General features: G+C 72.5%; 9 protein-coding genes. 7 read left to right on the top strand and 2 right to left on the bottom strand.

Annotation, left to right across the window (positions count from 1 at the left end):
- Positions 1–58 precede the first annotated feature (58 nt).
- The 3 genes from SD460_RS22405 to SD460_RS22395 all read left to right on the top strand — a co-directional run bounded on the left by SD460_RS22405 (position 59) and on the right by SD460_RS22395 (position 5,416).
- Entirely contained in the window at positions 59–496 is a 438-nt protein-coding gene (locus SD460_RS22405) for a hypothetical protein (protein ID WP_290061605.1), read from the top strand.
- 104 nt (positions 497–600) lie between these two features.
- A complete protein-coding gene (locus tag SD460_RS22400; RefSeq protein WP_290061604.1) occupies positions 601–1,584 on the top strand; it encodes an SdiA-regulated/phytase-like domain-containing protein in 984 nt (327 codons plus the stop codon).
- A 97-nt stretch (positions 1,585–1,681) separates the two neighbouring features.
- Positions 1,682–5,416 (top strand): DUF8616 domain-containing protein, encoded by a 3,735-nt coding sequence (locus SD460_RS22395; RefSeq protein WP_318306677.1) that lies wholly within the window; start codon positions 1,682–1,684, stop codon positions 5,414–5,416.
- Positions 5,417–5,428: 12 nt separating this feature from the next.
- Here SD460_RS22395 and SD460_RS22390 read toward each other — a convergent pair whose 3' ends face one another.
- The gene (locus SD460_RS22390; RefSeq protein WP_438860851.1) at positions 5,429–10,273 is read right to left on the bottom strand and encodes an RHS repeat-associated core domain-containing protein; all 4,845 of its coding nucleotides are present in this window, start codon (positions 10,271–10,273) and stop codon (positions 5,429–5,431) included.
- A 284-nt stretch (positions 10,274–10,557) separates the two neighbouring features.
- On the opposite strand from SD460_RS22390, the gene SD460_RS22385 reads away from it, so the two are divergent.
- Complete coding sequence (locus tag SD460_RS22385; protein ID WP_318306675.1) at positions 10,558–12,048, top strand: PKD domain-containing protein; 1,491 nt, start codon at positions 10,558–10,560, stop codon at positions 12,046–12,048.
- 14 nt (positions 12,049–12,062) lie between these two features.
- Complete coding sequence (locus tag SD460_RS22380; RefSeq protein ID WP_318306674.1) at positions 12,063–13,514, top strand: hypothetical protein; 1,452 nt, start codon at positions 12,063–12,065, stop codon at positions 13,512–13,514.
- Between the two features lie 40 nt (positions 13,515–13,554).
- Here the strand turns inward: SD460_RS22380 and SD460_RS22375 are convergent, their stop codons facing one another.
- Positions 13,555–14,022, bottom strand: a complete 468-nt coding sequence (locus SD460_RS22375; protein ID WP_290061897.1) for a DUF4231 domain-containing protein — start codon at positions 14,020–14,022, stop codon at positions 13,555–13,557.
- Between the two features lie 129 nt (positions 14,023–14,151).
- On the opposite strand from SD460_RS22375, the gene SD460_RS22370 reads away from it, so the two are divergent.
- Both SD460_RS22370 and SD460_RS22365 read left to right on the top strand, forming a co-directional pair.
- Positions 14,152–14,856, top strand: a complete 705-nt coding sequence (locus tag SD460_RS22370) for a DUF6218 family protein (protein ID WP_290061898.1) — start codon at positions 14,152–14,154, stop codon at positions 14,854–14,856.
- The gene (locus SD460_RS22365) at positions 14,853–16,094 is read left to right on the top strand and encodes an exonuclease domain-containing protein (RefSeq protein WP_290061899.1); all 1,242 of its coding nucleotides are present in this window, start codon (positions 14,853–14,855) and stop codon (positions 16,092–16,094) included. The genes SD460_RS22370 and SD460_RS22365 overlap by 4 nt, the downstream gene beginning before the upstream one ends.
- Positions 16,095–16,098 lie beyond the last annotated feature (4 nt).

Here is a 16,098-nt window from a genome sequence, read left to right as displayed (position 1 = left end):
GGTCCGCTGTCCCTTCGGCCGAAGTGGCCGCCCGGCGCGCTCCCCTAGCTTCGCCTTCATGGAGTTCACCGCCAAGCGGGTCTGGGTGGCTGTGGCGGTCGCCGCGGGCGCGACGGTCGCCATCGGGGCGACCGTGCTGGCGAACGCCGCCGATCCGGTCGCACCGGAGGTCGTCAGCGCGACGCCCGCCGAAGCCGGGCACGAGACCGAGGGCAAGTACACCGCCGGGGACTACGTGCTGAACGTGCGCGAGCGGGACGACGACGGCGAAGGCCGGGTCACCGCCATCGGGCCGCGCACGACGTACTACTCGAAGACGTTGCACGGCAACGGAACCGGGCAGCCGGCCGTCCTCGAGTTCTCGGCCGGCCGCGACGGCGACGGGCCGATCGTGTTCCGCTACCCGGTTCCCGGGCCGGGACAGGGCGTTGACTGCGTCGCGTCCGGGACCGAGGCGGCGCCGCTGGTGCGGTGCGAAACCAAGCCGGCCCGGTGACGTTTGCCCCTAGTGGATCAAGGCGGTACAGTCCGGTTCGTCAGGGGAAACTTTGGCAACGCCGCGTTTGTTTCGACCGAGTCCCATCGGCCCCAGGAGCACACGTGCGCATCTTCCGCCGATTCACGGCACCCGTCATCCTCCTTTCGGCGTTGCTCGCCGCGCCGGGCACCGCGCAGGCCGCCACCGCGAAGTGGCCGGGCGACCCGGCCGTCGCGGTCGCCGATGCCGCCGGCGTGTTCGGCGACAACCTCAGCGGGCTCTCCTTCGCGGGCGCCGACGTGCTGTGGGCGGTGAAGAACGGCCCCGGCACGCTGTACCGGCTCGTCCGCACCGGCACGACCTGGGGACCGGACGCCGGCTGGTCGTCCGGGAAGGCCCTGCACTACCGCGGCGGCAGCGGCGACCCGGACGCCGAGGGCGTGGTCGCCACCCCCGACGGCGTCTTCGCCGCGACCGAGCGTGACAACGACGGGGACGGCAGCCTGCTGAAGGTGCTGCGGTTCGACACGGCGTCGACGGCGAAGTCGCTGAACGCGGTCGCGGAGTGGGATCTCACCGGTGACCTGCCCGCCGTCGATGACAACGGCGGCTTCGAAGGCATCACCTGGATCCCGGACGCGTTCCTGACCGCGGGCGGCTTCCGCGACGACCGCACGAAGGCGCCGTACGCCCCGGGGAACTACGCCGGGCACGGCACCGGCCTCTACTTCGTCGGGCTCGAGGACACCGGCAAGATCTACGCGTACGCGCTCGACCAGTCGGGTGGCGGGTTCAGCAAGGTGGCGACCCTGTCGTCCGGGTTCCCGAACGTCATGGAGCTGGAGTTCGAGCCGGACACCGGCCGCCTCTGGTCGGTCTGCGACGACACCTGCGCCGGCAAGACGGCGACGCTGAAGCTCGTCGACGGCAAGTTCACGGTCTCGGCGACGTACGCGCGGCCGTCGAAGATGCCGGACTACAACAACGAAGGCTTCGCGATCGCGCCGGGCTCGACCTGTTCGTCCGGCCGCAAGGCGGTCGTGTGGGCCGACGACGGCAACGACGGCGGCCACGCCCTCCGGACGGGCACCCTGCCCTGCGGCTGACGGCGTGCGGTGGGCCGATCGGCGCAATTCGCGGCCTTCCGGAACCCGGGCTTCCCGCGGCACGTCAGTATGAGGGCTGCCAAGGGGGTGTGTCCCGATGCCGGAGGGGAATCCGCTCGTCGCGGAGTCGAAGCAGGACCCGGACGGCCCCGGCGCGTTCACCGCCGGCAACGGCGACTACGGCTGGGCCGGCGGCATCGGCATCGCCGAATCCTCCATGGACGCCTTCAACGGCATCAAAGACGGCGACTGGGTCTCCGGCGGCCTCGGCATGCTCTCCCTCGCCGGAGAAATCGCCGGCGCCGCGATCGACCCCTTCGGCTACCTGATGTCCTCGGTCGCCTCGTTCCTCATGGAACACATCCAGCCCCTCAAGGACATGCTCGACTCGATCGCGGGCAACCCGCCGGTGATCCAGTCGTATGCCGACACGTGGGGCAACGTGTCCAAGGCGCTGGGCGAACGCAAAACCGACTTCGACAACGCGGTCAAGAACGGCACCACCGGCTGGCAGGGCGCCGGCGCGGACGCCTACCGCACGTTCGCCGCGGAACACTCCGAGGCCCTGTCGGGGGCGGCGACGGTGGCCGGGGCGATCAGCACGGTCACGATGATCATGGGCCAGGTCGTGTCGTTCGTGCGGGAGACCGTGCGGCAGCTGATCGCGGACCTGGTCGGGAAACTGATCGCGTGGGTGATGGAGGAGGTCTTTTCCCTCGGCTTCGGCACCCCGGTGGTAGTGGCGCAGGCGTCGGCGGCGATCGCCAAGTGGGGGAAGAAGATCGGGGAGCTGCTCAAGAAGCTCACCGACACGATCCGGAAAGTGTCGCCGCTGCTGTCGAAGCTGGTCGACGTCTTCGAGAAGATCGCGAAGGTGTTCGGCAAGGTCCTGGGCAAGGTCTCCGGGCTGGACGGGTTGAAGGTGAAGGAGGGCGGGTTCGTCCACAAGATCCCCAAGGGTGAGGGCGGCGGGGTGCATGCCCGGGCCCATGGTGGGGACGGGGACTCGCCGGATTCCGGTCATGCGGACGGGGACGGGTCTTCGCCGGATTCCGGCCATGCGGACGGGGACGGGTCTTCGCCGGATCCCGGTCATGCGGACGGGGATTCGCCGAGTTCGGACCCGGACTCCTCACGTCGGAGTTCGAGCGGGGACAGCTCCGCTTCGCACGGTGGGGACAGCTCGCCGGACGGCAGCCCGCACTCGGACGGCTCGCACGCCGGCGACTCCAGCCCGTCGCCGACCCGCGCCGGGGACAGCTCGCGGGCTGGTGACTCCGGCTCGTCACCCACGCGCGGCAGCGATCCCTCACCTGCGCGCGCCAGCGACAGCACGCCCTCGCACGCCGGGGACAGCGGTCCGTCACCGACTCGATCGCCGTCCCACGCGGGCGACAGCGGCGCCTCGCCCACCCGAGGCGACACCCCGTCGCATGCCGGGGAGAGCAGCCCGTCCCCCGTGCGCGGCGGCGACACCCCCTCCCATGCCAGCGATCCCACACCTGCGCGCGCCAGCGACGGCACGCCCTCGCACGCTGGGGACAGCAGTCCCTCGCCTACCCGCGGCACGCCATCGCACGCGGGCGACAGCAGCGCCTCACCCGCCCGAGGCGGTAGCCCGTCGCATGCCGGGGAGAGCGACCCGTCCCCCGTGCGCGGCAGCGACGGCACGCCATCCCACTCCGGGGACAGCAGTCCCTCGCCCACGCACTCCGGCTCCTCGCCCGCACCTGGCTCGCACTCCGGCACCGACACCCCCAGCAGCGCTGCCCCTCCCCGCGCCGATGGCACCACCTCCGCCAGCGGCACCGCACCCACCGCCCCGCGAACCGGCGAGCCGGGCACGGTCCCATCGCCGCGCGGCGGAGACGGTGTCCCGCCCCAAGGCGGCGCGCCGATCGGTGGCGGCGGGATGCCACCCGCCAGCGGTGGCGGCGGGCTCGGCGGCGGCTCCCCACGCACCGGCACCGGCAGCGGCACCGGCGGTGGCGGTGGCGGTGGCTGGACCGGCACCCCCGGCAGTCCCGGCGCGCGCACCCCGCACCCCGACACCCCTGCCCGTCCTCGCCCCGGCGGCGACCTGCCCGCCGGCCGCCCCAGCACACCCGACGCCCCGGTCGCCCGCGGCAACGGCCCCGGTACCCGCGCACCCGGCGCCGAAACCCCAACCAACCGGCCCGCCACCCACGGCCCGGACGGCAGGCCCACCAACCCGCCCGGCACCCACGGCCCCGACGGCACCGGCCACCACACCCCAGACGGCAACGGCCACCACACCCCCGACAGCCACCACAGTCCCGACGACACCGGCCACCACACCCCGGACGGCGACGGCCACCACACCCCCGACGGCGACCACACCCCCCTCACCCCCGACGAAGTCAACACCCGCCACGCCGAACACACCCCCTCCGGCAGCTCCTACCACGCCGGCGACCCCCACATGGGCGACCTCCCCCACCGCGTCCAACCCGACCCCCACGGCCGCTACACCGTCGACGTCCACGTCACCCCCGACGGACACGCCCGCATCGGCAACCACCACTACACCCCCGAACAATTCGCCGACATCCTCCGCCGCAACGCCGACTACGACGGCCGCCCCGTCCGGCTCATCGGCTGCGACGCCTCCTCCAACGACTTCGCCCACCGCCTCTCCCGCGAACTCGACACCGAAGTCCTCGCCCCCACCCGCCCCGCCTGGACCGACTCCCACGGCCGCGTCTTCTCCTCCGACTACGAAATCGGCCCCGACGGCCGCATGCGACCCCGCATCCCGCCCGACGGCGAATGGAACACCCACCACCCCGACGGCACCACCCACCGCGCCGGGGACGACGGGCACGCACCCGGGACCCCCCGCGGCGAAGACGCCGACAGCGCGCGGGCCCGCGGGGACGCCGAGGCGCACAAGAAGAAGGTCCACGACGAGCTCATCGAGAGGCTCAACCGGCACGACGAAGAAGCCGAGGAACTGCTCCGCAAGTACTGGCGGCAGATCGAGGGCGACGACCAGGTCATCAGCCGCCGTCGGACCAACGCCGAGCACGAGGGTGTCGAACTCCCCGTGCTGCGCCGCAACGAGAACGGCGACTACGAAATCCACCAGCCCGCCAACGCGAGCACCAACGTCCCGTCCGAGGTCATCGACGGCAGCAGGCGCACCGGGGGCCGGGACACCGCGCCGCCGGAACTGCTGGCGGACGCCGACATGCTCGCCGCCGGGCGGCCGCACATCTGGTCCTATTTGGACGAAGCCAACCACTCCGTCCGGGGCACTCCCCTGCCGGGAAGCCGGTTCGACACCCCGCTCGACGAGTTCGACCAGGCCGGGTTCAACGACGTGCAGAGCAACCACTGGAACAACCGGCTGGGCGACCTGGCCGCCGACCACGCCGTCGCGGACGGGCTCGGGCAGCACGTCCACCCGCTGCAGCGGGTGGCCGTGCCCGACCGGGGTGCCCACCACTTCGACCAGGTCTACCAGGACGCCGACGGCAACTACGTGATCGTCGAGGCGAAGGGGCCTTCGGCCGGCTACAACGCCAACGGCGGCTACCAGCAGGGGCACCCCGAGTACGTCCGCAACATCATCGCCAAGATGATCGAACGCGGCGAACCCGAGGCCACCCATGCGCGCCAGATGGAAGCTCAGCTCGACGCCGGCAAGCTGCGCTACTTCCACGTCAAGGCGCAGGTCGAAAAGGCCGATCTCAGCGGGTACACCGACGAGCAGCTGCGCGCCATGCGCGCCGCCGAGCGGCCGGCCGACCGGTACGCCGGCTACGTGGCGCAGGAGTTCGACCTCTCCATCACCACGCGCCGGCCGTGACCGGCCCGCCGGTCAGCTGAAGTCGCCCGTGAGGGTGTCCATCTTGGTGCCCTTCGGCGGGAACTGCGGCAGGAAGTTCTTCTCCTTGGCGAAACCGATGTACTTCTGCACCTCCGGTGTCAGCCCCTTGTACTCGGCGTTCAGCTCCAGGTGGTCGCGGATGGACCGCTCGAACGGGTTGGTCGAGTTCGGGAACTTGACGTTCGGGCTCGCGTTGACCGAGTACTCCACGTGCAGGTTCTTGATGTCGTCGCGCACCTTGTTGTACTCGCTGGGGTCGAAGCCGGCCCGCTTGAGGTCGTTGTCCGACGGCATCTTGGACTTCAGCTGGTCGAGGCGGGTGTTGGCGTTCTTCAACGGGCCCTCGAACGAGCCGGACATGTTCTTGTTCGCCGTCGACGTCAGCGGCGTCATGTTGTCCGACAGGCCCGGGCCACCGAGGTTGTCGTTCTGCAGGTGCCCGCGGATCCAGCGGTTCTTGCCGTCCGGGTTGTAGCCGTTGACCTTGTTCAGCTCGTTCTGCAGCTCCGGGCTGTAGCTGGAGTGCTTGGTGTTCTCCAGGTCCTTGACGTCGGTGAGCTCGCCCGGCTGCGGCTTCGAGCCGCCGGGGCGCGCCGACCCGTCGAGGGTCTGCGTACCGGACGTCGTGCCGCCACCCTGCGAGGTCGTGCGGCCGCTGGCCGGGTCCTTGCTGCCCCACGGCTTCGAGGGGCCGGCCGGCTGGTTCGACGACGTCCCGCCGGAGCCGCTGCCCTTCTTCGGCTTGGTCTTCGGGTACGGCGCCGCCGCCTGGGTGGCCGCCTTCGAACACTTGCCCGCGTTCGACCGGCCGGAGAAGCGGCGCTGGTCGCCCGGATCCGAGCCGAAGCCGCCGGGGGTGAGGCCGAGCGGGTCGGCCGCGATCAGCGGGTCGCCGACGTAGGTCAGCGGGTTCGGGGCCGGCGCGAGGCCGAGCGGGTCGGGCGAGATGTAGCGGGCGTTGGCCGGGTCGTAGTAGCGGAAGACGTTGTAGTGCAGCCCGGTCTCCCGGTCGAGGTACTGCCCGGGGAACCGCAGCGGGGTCTCCGCCGCGCCCGCGCCGGACAGGCCCCACAGGCTCGTGCGCACGGGCCGGACCACGCCGTCCACGCCCACCAGCTCCACCGGCGTGCCGACGTCGTCGGTGACCAGCGCGGCCAGCCGCGTGCGGCCGTCGGGGGTCGTGACGGCCTGCACCACCGGACGGCCGTCGTCGGGGTGGTGCACCCACGTCCACGTCTCGGCCGGTACGCCGCCCAGCGTGTGCCGGGCTTCGACCAGTGCGTTGCCGTCCCAGGTGAACTCGACCTGCTCGGCGACCGCGCCCGCCGCGTCGAGGCGCTGCTTCGCGATCCGGCGGTCGAGCGCGTCGTAGTGGTAGCGCCACTCGGCGCCGTCGGGGGTGCGCACCGCCGTCAGGTGGTCTTGGGCGTCCCAGGCGAACGTCCAGGTCAGGTCGCCGACGGTCCGCCGCACCAGCCGGCCCTGCGCGTCGTGGGCGTAGTGCACCGCGCCGGCCGCCTCCAGCACGCCGCCGGTGTAGCGGCGCGGCCCGGCTTCGGGCCCGGTCCCCGGGGACGACGACACGAGGTGGCCCAGGACGTCGTAGGCGTAGCGCTCGGCCGTGCCGGGCCGCAGCACCGCGGTGATCCGACCGGTCGCGTCGAACTCGTGCCGCACCGCGCCTTCCGGGTCTTCGCGCGCCACGACGCTGCCGTCCGGACGCCGGTGGTAGCGCCGCGTCCCGGCCGGCGTCCGCTGCGCCGCGAGCCGGCCCGCGGGGTCGAACTCCTGCTGCACCAACGGATTCGCCCCGAAGGCGACGGCCACCGTGCGGCCCGCGTCGTCGCGCTGCAGCACCAGGCTCGCGCCGGCGACGTCCAGCAGGTCGACGGCTTCCGTCCGGCGCCAGTGAACGTCCACTCCGGACGGAGTGCGCCGCCGGGTCGCGGTTTCGCTGTCGTAGCCGAAGGTCGTGGTGCGGCCGCCGGTGGTCTGCCGGACGACCCGGCCCTCGGCGTCGTGGGCCAGCTCGATCGTCCCGCCCGGGCCGGCGGCGTGCACGAGCCGGCCGACCGGGTCGTAGCGGTAGGTCTCGGTGCCCGCGGCGGTGACGCGCTCGGTCAGGTTGCCGAGCGGGTCGTAGCGGTACTCGACGACCTCGCCGGCGGCGTTCTCCACGCGGACCAGCTGCCCGGCGGCGTCGTAGGCGCAGCGGGTGACCCGGCCGTCGAAGTCCGACTGCGTGAGCAGCCTGCCCTCGGCGTCGTAGGTGTACTCCCAGGTCCGCCCGGCCGGGTCGACCACGGCGAGCAGGCGCAGCTCGGTGTCGTAGCGGCGGGTGGTGCGCGCGCCCGACGGGTCGGTCGTCGCGATGACCAGGTCGAACGGGCCACGCTCGGTGACGGTGACGCGGCCGAGCGCGTCGGTGTGCGACGTCTCCCCACCCTCGCCGTCGTAGGTCCACAGCCGGCGGGCCCCGTCGGCGGCCACGACGGCCCGCAGGTCGCCCTCGACCGTCCAGGTCAGCGCGGCGCGGCCACCGCCGTCGCGCACCGTGCGCGGCCGGCCGAACAGGTCGGGCTCGGCCGGGGCACCGGGCGCCCACGGCTGCCCGGCGGCCGGCGGCTGCTCGGTGTCCTGGTCCTCGGCCACGCCGAGCGGATCGGTGTAGGGATCGGGCAGGGCCGTGGCCGGGTAGCGGCGGCGGAACACTCCCCCGGCGGCGGCGACCTCGATTTCGAGGTCCGTCTCCGTGTGTTCGGTCAGCAGCACGCGGGTGCCGTCCGGGCGCAGCACCGCGCGCAGGATGCCGACGGTGTCGTGCTCGAACTCGGTGCGCCGCCCGAGCGGGTCGGTGCGGGCCAGCAGCCGGTTGTGCGGGCCCCATTCGCTGCGCGTGACGCCGCCGAGCTTGTCGGTCTCGGCGACCAGGTTGCCCGCCGCGTCGAACTCGAAGACCTTCCGGTGCCCGAGCGAGTCGGTGGTCGTGGTGCGGCCTTCGGCGTAGGCGAGGGACCCGTCGAGGTAGCCCTGGTCGCCGACGGTCCGGACGCAGCGGCCGACGTCGTCGTAGACGTAGCGGTACCAGGCGCCGTTGTGGTCGGTCCAGCCGGTGAGCCTGCCTTCGGCGTCGTGGTCGTAGCGCGCGGGGCGGGGCGTGGAGTTCGTGCGGACGGCGAGGTGCCCGTGCGCGTCGTAGTCGTAGCGCGCGACCGGGACGTCGCCGCCGGGCGAAAGCGCGCGCACGGCCCGGATCCGGCCGCCCGCGGTGTCGAACGCGATCCGCGCGCCCGCGGAGTGGGTGAGCAGCAGGGGCGCGCCGGCGGGGTCGCGGTCGAGTTCGACGAACTCCCCGTCCTCGGTCCGGACTTCGCGCAGCAGCAGCTCGCCGTCGCCGGCCGGCGCGAACCGCCGGGCCTGCCCGCGGCCGGGGTCGGTGACGACGTAGTCGTCGCCGTCGGCGTGCAGCAGGCGCAGGGGCCCGTGCTGGGAACTCGCCGACGTACCCGGTGCGGGCAGCGGGAAGGTGAGCACCATCGCGTCGGCCGAGTGGTAGCGCACCAGGCCGGCGTCGAGGGTCAGCCGTTCGTCGGGCAGCGCCGTCCAGGACGGGCCGAACCAGCGGCCGTCCCGGTAGGACGACACGTGGTTGCGGGTGATCAGCTCGCCGAGGGCGCCGGGCACCACGAGGTCGACCTCGGTGAACAGCACGTCGCCGGTCGCGACGTCGATCGGGTCGAACTCGCAGACCTTTTCGTCCGGTTCCTTGGTCTTCGCCGGGTCCTGCCCGTCCTTGGGCTTCCCCTTCGGCGTGCCCGACGGAGTGGTGGAGTTCCCGTCGGGACCGCCACGAGTACCGGGCGGCGGCGGGCTCGCCGGCGGATCGTTCTTCGGTGGGGTGTCCGGCTTGGGTGGCGGGTCGGTCTTGGGCGGGGCGTCGGGATCGCCCTTGGCGCCGGAGGCGTGGGTGCCGTCGTCGCCCTTGCCGCCCGGCCCGTCCGGACCGCCCTTGCCGCCCGGTCCGTCGATGCCCTTGGGGTTGCCGTTGATGTCGGCGTGCTTCGGCGGCGGCCCGGCCTTGCCCGGCTTGATGTTCTTCAACGCCTTCGCCGCGTCGGCGAACAGGTCCCCCGCCCGCTTCAGCAGCGGCACCAGCGCCTTCAACGCCGTGACCAGCCGCTTCACCAGATCGGCGATCTTCGACGCCGTCTTCGCGACCGCCCCGATCACCTGCGGCACCACCCACGTCAACCCGATCCCGAGGGTGAACACCACCTGCAGCGCCCAGCTGATCAGGTGCCCGATCAGCTCCGCGATGATGTCCCGCACCAGCGCCCGCACCGCCGCGACGACCTCACCGGCCGTCTTCACCCCGCTCGAGGCGCCTTCGCAGCCCTTCTGCGCCGTCTCCAGCAGCGTGACGGTGTCCTGGGCGCGCTGGCGGTAGCTGTCCCCGGCCGGCCCGGTCCACGACGCGGTGTCGGCCTTGACCATCCCGGTCAGGTCCTCGCCGATGCTGCCCAGCTCGGTCGCGACGTTCTTCCACGTCTCCGACTGCGCGGCGATCTCGTCGGCGTTGCCGGTCAGGCCGTTGAGCGCTTCCTTGAGGGGTCCGACGTGCTCCATCAGCCAGCCGACACCGGCGGCGAGGACCGCCCCGAAGGGGTCCATGGCCATCGAAAGCGCGTCCAGAGCGGTGCCGACGGCGCCCATGGCCACCGAGGCCCAGTCGCCTGATTCGATCGCCGACTTCAGGTCGTTCGCCGACTCCAGCAGCGAAATGCCCGAATACGCCTTGGTCGAGTCCTTGGTCTCCGCGACCAACGGGTTGCTGATGGCGCCTTACCTCCCCGTGAAACTTCCTGGAACAGTTCCATCAAAGCACGAAGCCGCCGCCGGCCTCCCGGCCCCGCGGGGAAGCGGGGTGCCCGTTGCCCGACCGCACCCGAAAGTGTGCCCGCGGCCGCTCGCCCGCTGTCCGGTTTTGTCAGCCGGTCCCCGCCCGTTGCGGCATCCGGTGTAATTCGGCCGCCACCCGGTCACATCGGACGGCCTAGCGCCGATACGTCCGGCAGGGATCTTCGCCGTGGGGGCGGGGAGTTCACGAGGGGGAACGATTCGTGCTGTTTTCACTGCGCTCGAGAAACCGGACAGCGGTGGTCGCCGTGCTGACCGCGGCGCTGGCCGCGGTCGTGCCGGGCGTCGCGCACGCGGCGGCGCCACCGGCCAACGACGACTTCGACAGCCCGGCCGCCGTCACGGCGCTGCCGTTCACCACGCAGGAGGACACCAGCGCGGCCACCGAGGCGGCCGACGACCCGATGTGGTGCGAGGGTGACGCCGCGAGCGGGACGGTGTGGTTCCGGTACACCGCGACCGAGGACGGCCTGCTGCGCGCCACGACGGCGGGCAGCGACCACCGGACGCTGCTGTCCGCGAACACCGGCTCGCGCGGCCGGCTGCAGCCCGTCGCCGACGCCTGCGACTACGGGACGGACGCCACCATCACGTTCCGCGCCACCGCCGGGACGACGTACTCCTTCCAGGTCTCCGGCATCGAAACCCCGGGCGGCGCGCTGTCGTTCTCGCTCGGCGCGGTCGCGCCGGCGCCCAACGACGCCTTCGCGGACGCCGAGCCGGTGACCGCCCTGCCGTTCACGCGGCAGCCGGACCTCACGGCCGCCTCCGCCGAAGCCGGGGAGCCGGACTCGACCTGCGTGGACGACGAGGCCCAGCCCTCGGTCTGGTACACCTTGCCGCCGTCGGACGCGGCGCGCTCGCTCACCGCGTCGGCCGGCGGGACCGCCGCCGCCGTCACCGTGTATTCGGGGAACTCGCTGGCGGAGCTGACGCAGGTCGCGTGCGGCCGGAACTCCGTCGACCAGATCGCGTTCAAGGCGGCCGCCGGCACCCGTTACGCCGTCCGCCTCACCGGGGCGCGCCGGACCTACGGGCCGTTCGAGCTGGTGCTGGCCGAAGCACCGCCGCTGGACCCGTACGTCTACGTGTCCCCGACGTCGGCGTCCGTGTTCGACAAGGTCGGGTTCTCGGCTTCGTCGTGGCACCCGATCGACCAGCCGCTCGGCGGGACGTGGGACTTCGGCGACGGCACCGGCGCCCCGGTCGGCACCGAGACCGTGTACCACCGCTACGCGGCCGACGGCGTCTACCCGGCCACGCTCCACGCGACGTCGCCCGACGGGCGCACCGCGACGATCGACACCCCGATCACGGTGACCACGCACGACGTCGGGATCGCCAAGTTCGTCGTGCCGACCTCGGCGCGGCAGGGGGAAAGCAAGCCGATCTCGGTGGACGTGACCAACACGCGGTACGCCGAGACGGTCACCGTCGTGCTGTCCAAGCAGTCCGCGGACTCGTGGACCGAGGTCGGCCGGCTCACGCTGCAGGTGCCCGCGCGGCCCACCGGCAAGGTCCGGTTCCCGTTCTCCTACACCTTCAGTCCCGCGGACACGTTGTCCGGCAAGGTCGCGTTCCGCGCGGAGGCCCGGCTGCAGTACCCGGTGGACGACGCCTACCCGGCGGACAACCAGGTGATCTCGCTCGCCACCACCGTCAAGCCGCCCGCCACGCGCATCACCGCCGTCTGACCAGGGGGAACACCATGAAACCGTCCGTCCGCCCGCTCATCGCGGGCCTCGTGGCCGTCACGGCCGCGCTGTTCGCACCCGGCGTCGCCCACGCGGCCGCGCCGTCCAACGACGACTTCGGCTCCGCCACCGCCGTCACCGCGCTGCCGTTCACGGCGTCCCAGGACGCCCGCGAGGCGACGACCGCGCCCGGCGACCCGTCGCCGTGCGGGACCTACACCACCTGGAACGTCTGGTACGACTACACCGCCGCCGCGGACGCGCTCGTCCGCGTGACGCCGTCGTCCGGCACTTCGGCCCGGCCGTTCGTCGCGGTCTACACCGGCGACCGCGGCGCGCTGACCCCGGTGCCGGGCGCCTGCGCGGCGTGGAGCAACCCCGGCACGGCGACGTTCCACGCCACCGCCGGGACGACCTACCACGTCCTGCTCGCCCAGCAGTACAACCAGGGCGACCTGACCGTGGACTTCGCGGCGGTGCCGCCGGCGCCGAACGACGGCTTCGCGGACGGCGTGGCGGTCGCGGTGCCCGGGCAGTACGCCGGGGACCTGACGGTGGCTTCGGCCGAGCCCGGCGAGGTCCGGCCGAGCTGCGACCCGGCCGCCGAGCGGTCCGTGTGGTTCCGGTTCACCCCGGACCGCACCCGGGCGGTGAGCGTGCTGGCCATGTACGACTGGGGTCCTGGCATCACGGTGTACCGGGGCACCGCACCGGACGCGCTGTCCGAAGTGGACTGCGTGGCTTCGGGCGACCGGCGGCCGGCCGTGTTCGACGGCGTCGCCGGGGAGACGTACCAGATCCGCGTCGCCGACGACGCCGATGCCGCGTCGCTGTACAACATCGAACTCGAGGTGGCGCCGCCGCTGTCGCCGTGGATCGGCACGTACCCCGACACCCCGACGGTCTACGACGACGTCACCCTGACCCCGTACACGGGCGACAGCCTCCGCCGCGACTTCGTGCGCGGCGAGGTGCGCTTCGGCGACGGCGGCTCGGCCCCCATCACCGGCGCGCCCATCACGCACCGCTACGTCGCGGACGGCGAATACCGGGTCGAGGTGACCGGCTCGACCGCCGACGGCCGCACCGGAACCGGCGCGACCACGCTGAAGGTCGAGACGCACGACGTGTCGCTGTCGGACTTCGTCGTGCCGGCCAAGGCGCGGGTGGACGAGACCAAGCAGATCAAGGTGTCGGTGGCGAACGCCCGCTACGACGAGACGGTGACGGTCACGCTGTACCGGCTGACCGACCAGGGTTACTACCAGCAGCTCGGGCAGTCCGAGCGGTGGGTGCCGGCGGCGGCGGGCCGCAAGGTGGTGTTCCCGTTCGCCTACACCTACACCGCGGCGGACGTCGCGGCGGGCAAGACGTCGTTCAAGGTGGTGGCGAGCATCGACGCCCCCTACCCCGGCGACGCCCGCCCCGCCGACAACGAACTGCTGGGCACGACGGCGGTCCGCTAGCGCCGCGGGTCGTGGGTGGCAGGCCAGGCCTGCCTGCCACTCACGACCGGCTGGTGCTCTCCTGCAGCTTGCGCCGCCGGGACGCCCACCGCTGGGTCTCCGAGGCAACGACCTCGTCGACGGCGGCGAGCAGCGCCCGCCGCTCCGCCTCCCCGCGGCGGTCTTCGGGCTGCAGGCGGTACTGGTGGACGACGCTGCGCAGCTCCGACCAGCGGGCGATGAACTCGACCCAGTTCTCGTGCCAGTCGAAGGACCGCCGCAGCCCGGTGACGACCAGGGTGGTCGCGGCCAGCACGGCGGTGACCCAAGCGGTGGCCCCGAGCGCGGCGGCGACGGTGGTGGCCGCGGAACCCAGCAGCAGGACGACTTCGGTGACCCGGTTCGCCAGCCGGTTGTAGTCGGCGTTCCGCCGGTACCACGACAGCTCCCGCAACGCGACGGCGAGCGCGGGATCGGGTTCATCCCAGGGATCGACGGCGTCCCCGGCGCGAGGACTTCGCGAATTCATGGCGCGACAGTAGCGCTTCACCGGCGGCTCAACGGCCCATCAGCGCGATTGCGGCGGCCGTGCGGACTTCGCCGTGTAACAACCCGCCCGCGTCGGCGACTTGATGTCGGTCGACGAAGGAGGCGGTCGGTGACGGACCTGACCATGGTGGAACCGTTCGAGAGACTCGAGGCGCTGCGGGCGCCGGGGAGCGCCGTGCTCTGTGTGGGCACCGGTGACCACGAGGCCGAGTCGCTGGCGATCTGGCACGTCAGCCCGGGCGGCGAACCCACCGGGGCGTGGATCGTCCCCGTGACCGAAGCGTTCACCTCCACGGAGACGGCACGGCGTCTCCTGACCCTCGTCGAGCGGCGCGCGATCGCCGCCGTGCACGCGGACGAGCTGCCGGAGTGGCTCAAGCGGCTGACCGCCGCGGCGGAGTCCGGCATCGAGGACGGCTGGTGGCAGCGGCAGCTGTTTTCGCCGGTGGACGCGTTCCGTGAAGCCGCCCGGCGGCGAAGGCAGTATGACCTCACGGTCGAGGCCGCGCGCAAGGAGAGCAAGACGATCACCCCGCTGGAGTGGACGCACGACCTCCCCCTCGACACCGAGATCGAGGACTTCGCTTCGCTGCAACGGGTAGCCCGCATTTCGGCCGCACCCGGGACGCCCGTGGTCTCCGAAGTCCTTTCGATCGCGCGCACGCTGAGGTGGCTGCTAGCGGTCTGGGCGGAAACCGAGCAGGTGAAGGGCCGCCGCCGGTACGTACAGGCCGCGCACGGGGACGCCGAACCGCTGCCGCCCGGGTGGTTGGCCGCCGTCCAAGCCGCCGGCTCGAACCGGCTGCCGCTGTGAAGCCCGCACACGGCTATGCCGTCGTCGACACCGAGACCACCGGGATCCTCACCGGCTGGCACCACCGCGTCGCGGAGATCGCGGTCGTTCACGTGGACCCGCACGGGAACGTCACCGATGAGTGGGTGACGCTGGTCAATCCCGATCGCGACCTGGGTCCCCAGGCCATCCACGGTATCCGGGCCTCCGACGCGCGCCGGGCGCCCCGGTTCGAGGACCTCACCGGGGAACTCGTCGAGCGGCTGAGCGGTCGCGTGGTGGTCGCGCACAACTGGGCGTTCGACGCGATGCACCTGCGTGCGGAATTCGGCAGGCTGGGCATCGACACGCCGTTCGAGACCGACGCCGGGCTCTGCACCATGCGCGCGGCAGGCCGGGCGCGACTGGGCTCCGGGCGGTCCTTGATCGACTGCTGCGCCGCGGCGAGGCTGCCCGAGCGTTCGTGGCACACCGCGCTCGACGACGCACGGGGAGCCGGTGACCTGCTCGGGTTCTTCTTGCGGACCGCACCGAACGCCGTTGCCGCGACCGAAGCCCAGCTGCGTGCGGCGAGCTGGGACTGGCCCCGGCTCGATCGAAGCGCGGTACGCACCGTTCAGCGCACGGCGGTCGGGCACGTCGAGCCGCACTTCCTCGCGAGGCTCGTCGAACGGCTGCCGCGTGACGGCGAACCGGCGGTCGACGCGTACTTCGCGATGCTCGACGACGCCTTGCTCGACCGGCAGATCTCGGCCACCGAAGGCGACGCACTCGTCGAAGTCGCCCACGACCTCGGCCTGCACAAGAACGAAGTCGTGGCCCTGCACCTGAGCTACTTGCGCGACCTGGCGCGCGAAGCCTGGGCGGACCAGGTGGTCACCGACGAAGAGCGGAACGATCTGCTCACCGTCGCCACGCTGCTGGCCCTCGATCCCGGGATCGTCGCGACGATGATCGACGAGGAGCGCGATGCCGTGCGGGTACCCGCTCCGAGGGACACGCGGAAGGTCGGTGGCCTCACCCTGCGGCCCGGCGACAAGGTGGTGCTGACCGGGGACATGCACCGGGGGCGCGCGGAGATCGTGGCGGAGGCCGCCGCGGCCGGGATCCGCGTCACCACCTCGGTCAGCAGGCAAACGCGCGTGCTCGCCGCGGCCGACCCGGACTCGATGTCGGGCAAGGCCAAGCGAGCCCGTGAATGCGGTGTCCCGGTGGTCTCCGAGGCCGCATTCCTCCGAGCACTGGCGAGGCTCGCGTGACGAG

This window comes from Amycolatopsis solani, from assembly GCF_033441515.1.
In the GTDB taxonomy this organism is placed as follows: domain Bacteria; phylum Actinomycetota; class Actinomycetes; order Mycobacteriales; family Pseudonocardiaceae; genus Amycolatopsis; species Amycolatopsis solani.
The sequence above is the reverse complement of the archived record's forward strand: the minus strand, read 5'-3'. Positions and strand labels throughout refer to the sequence as shown.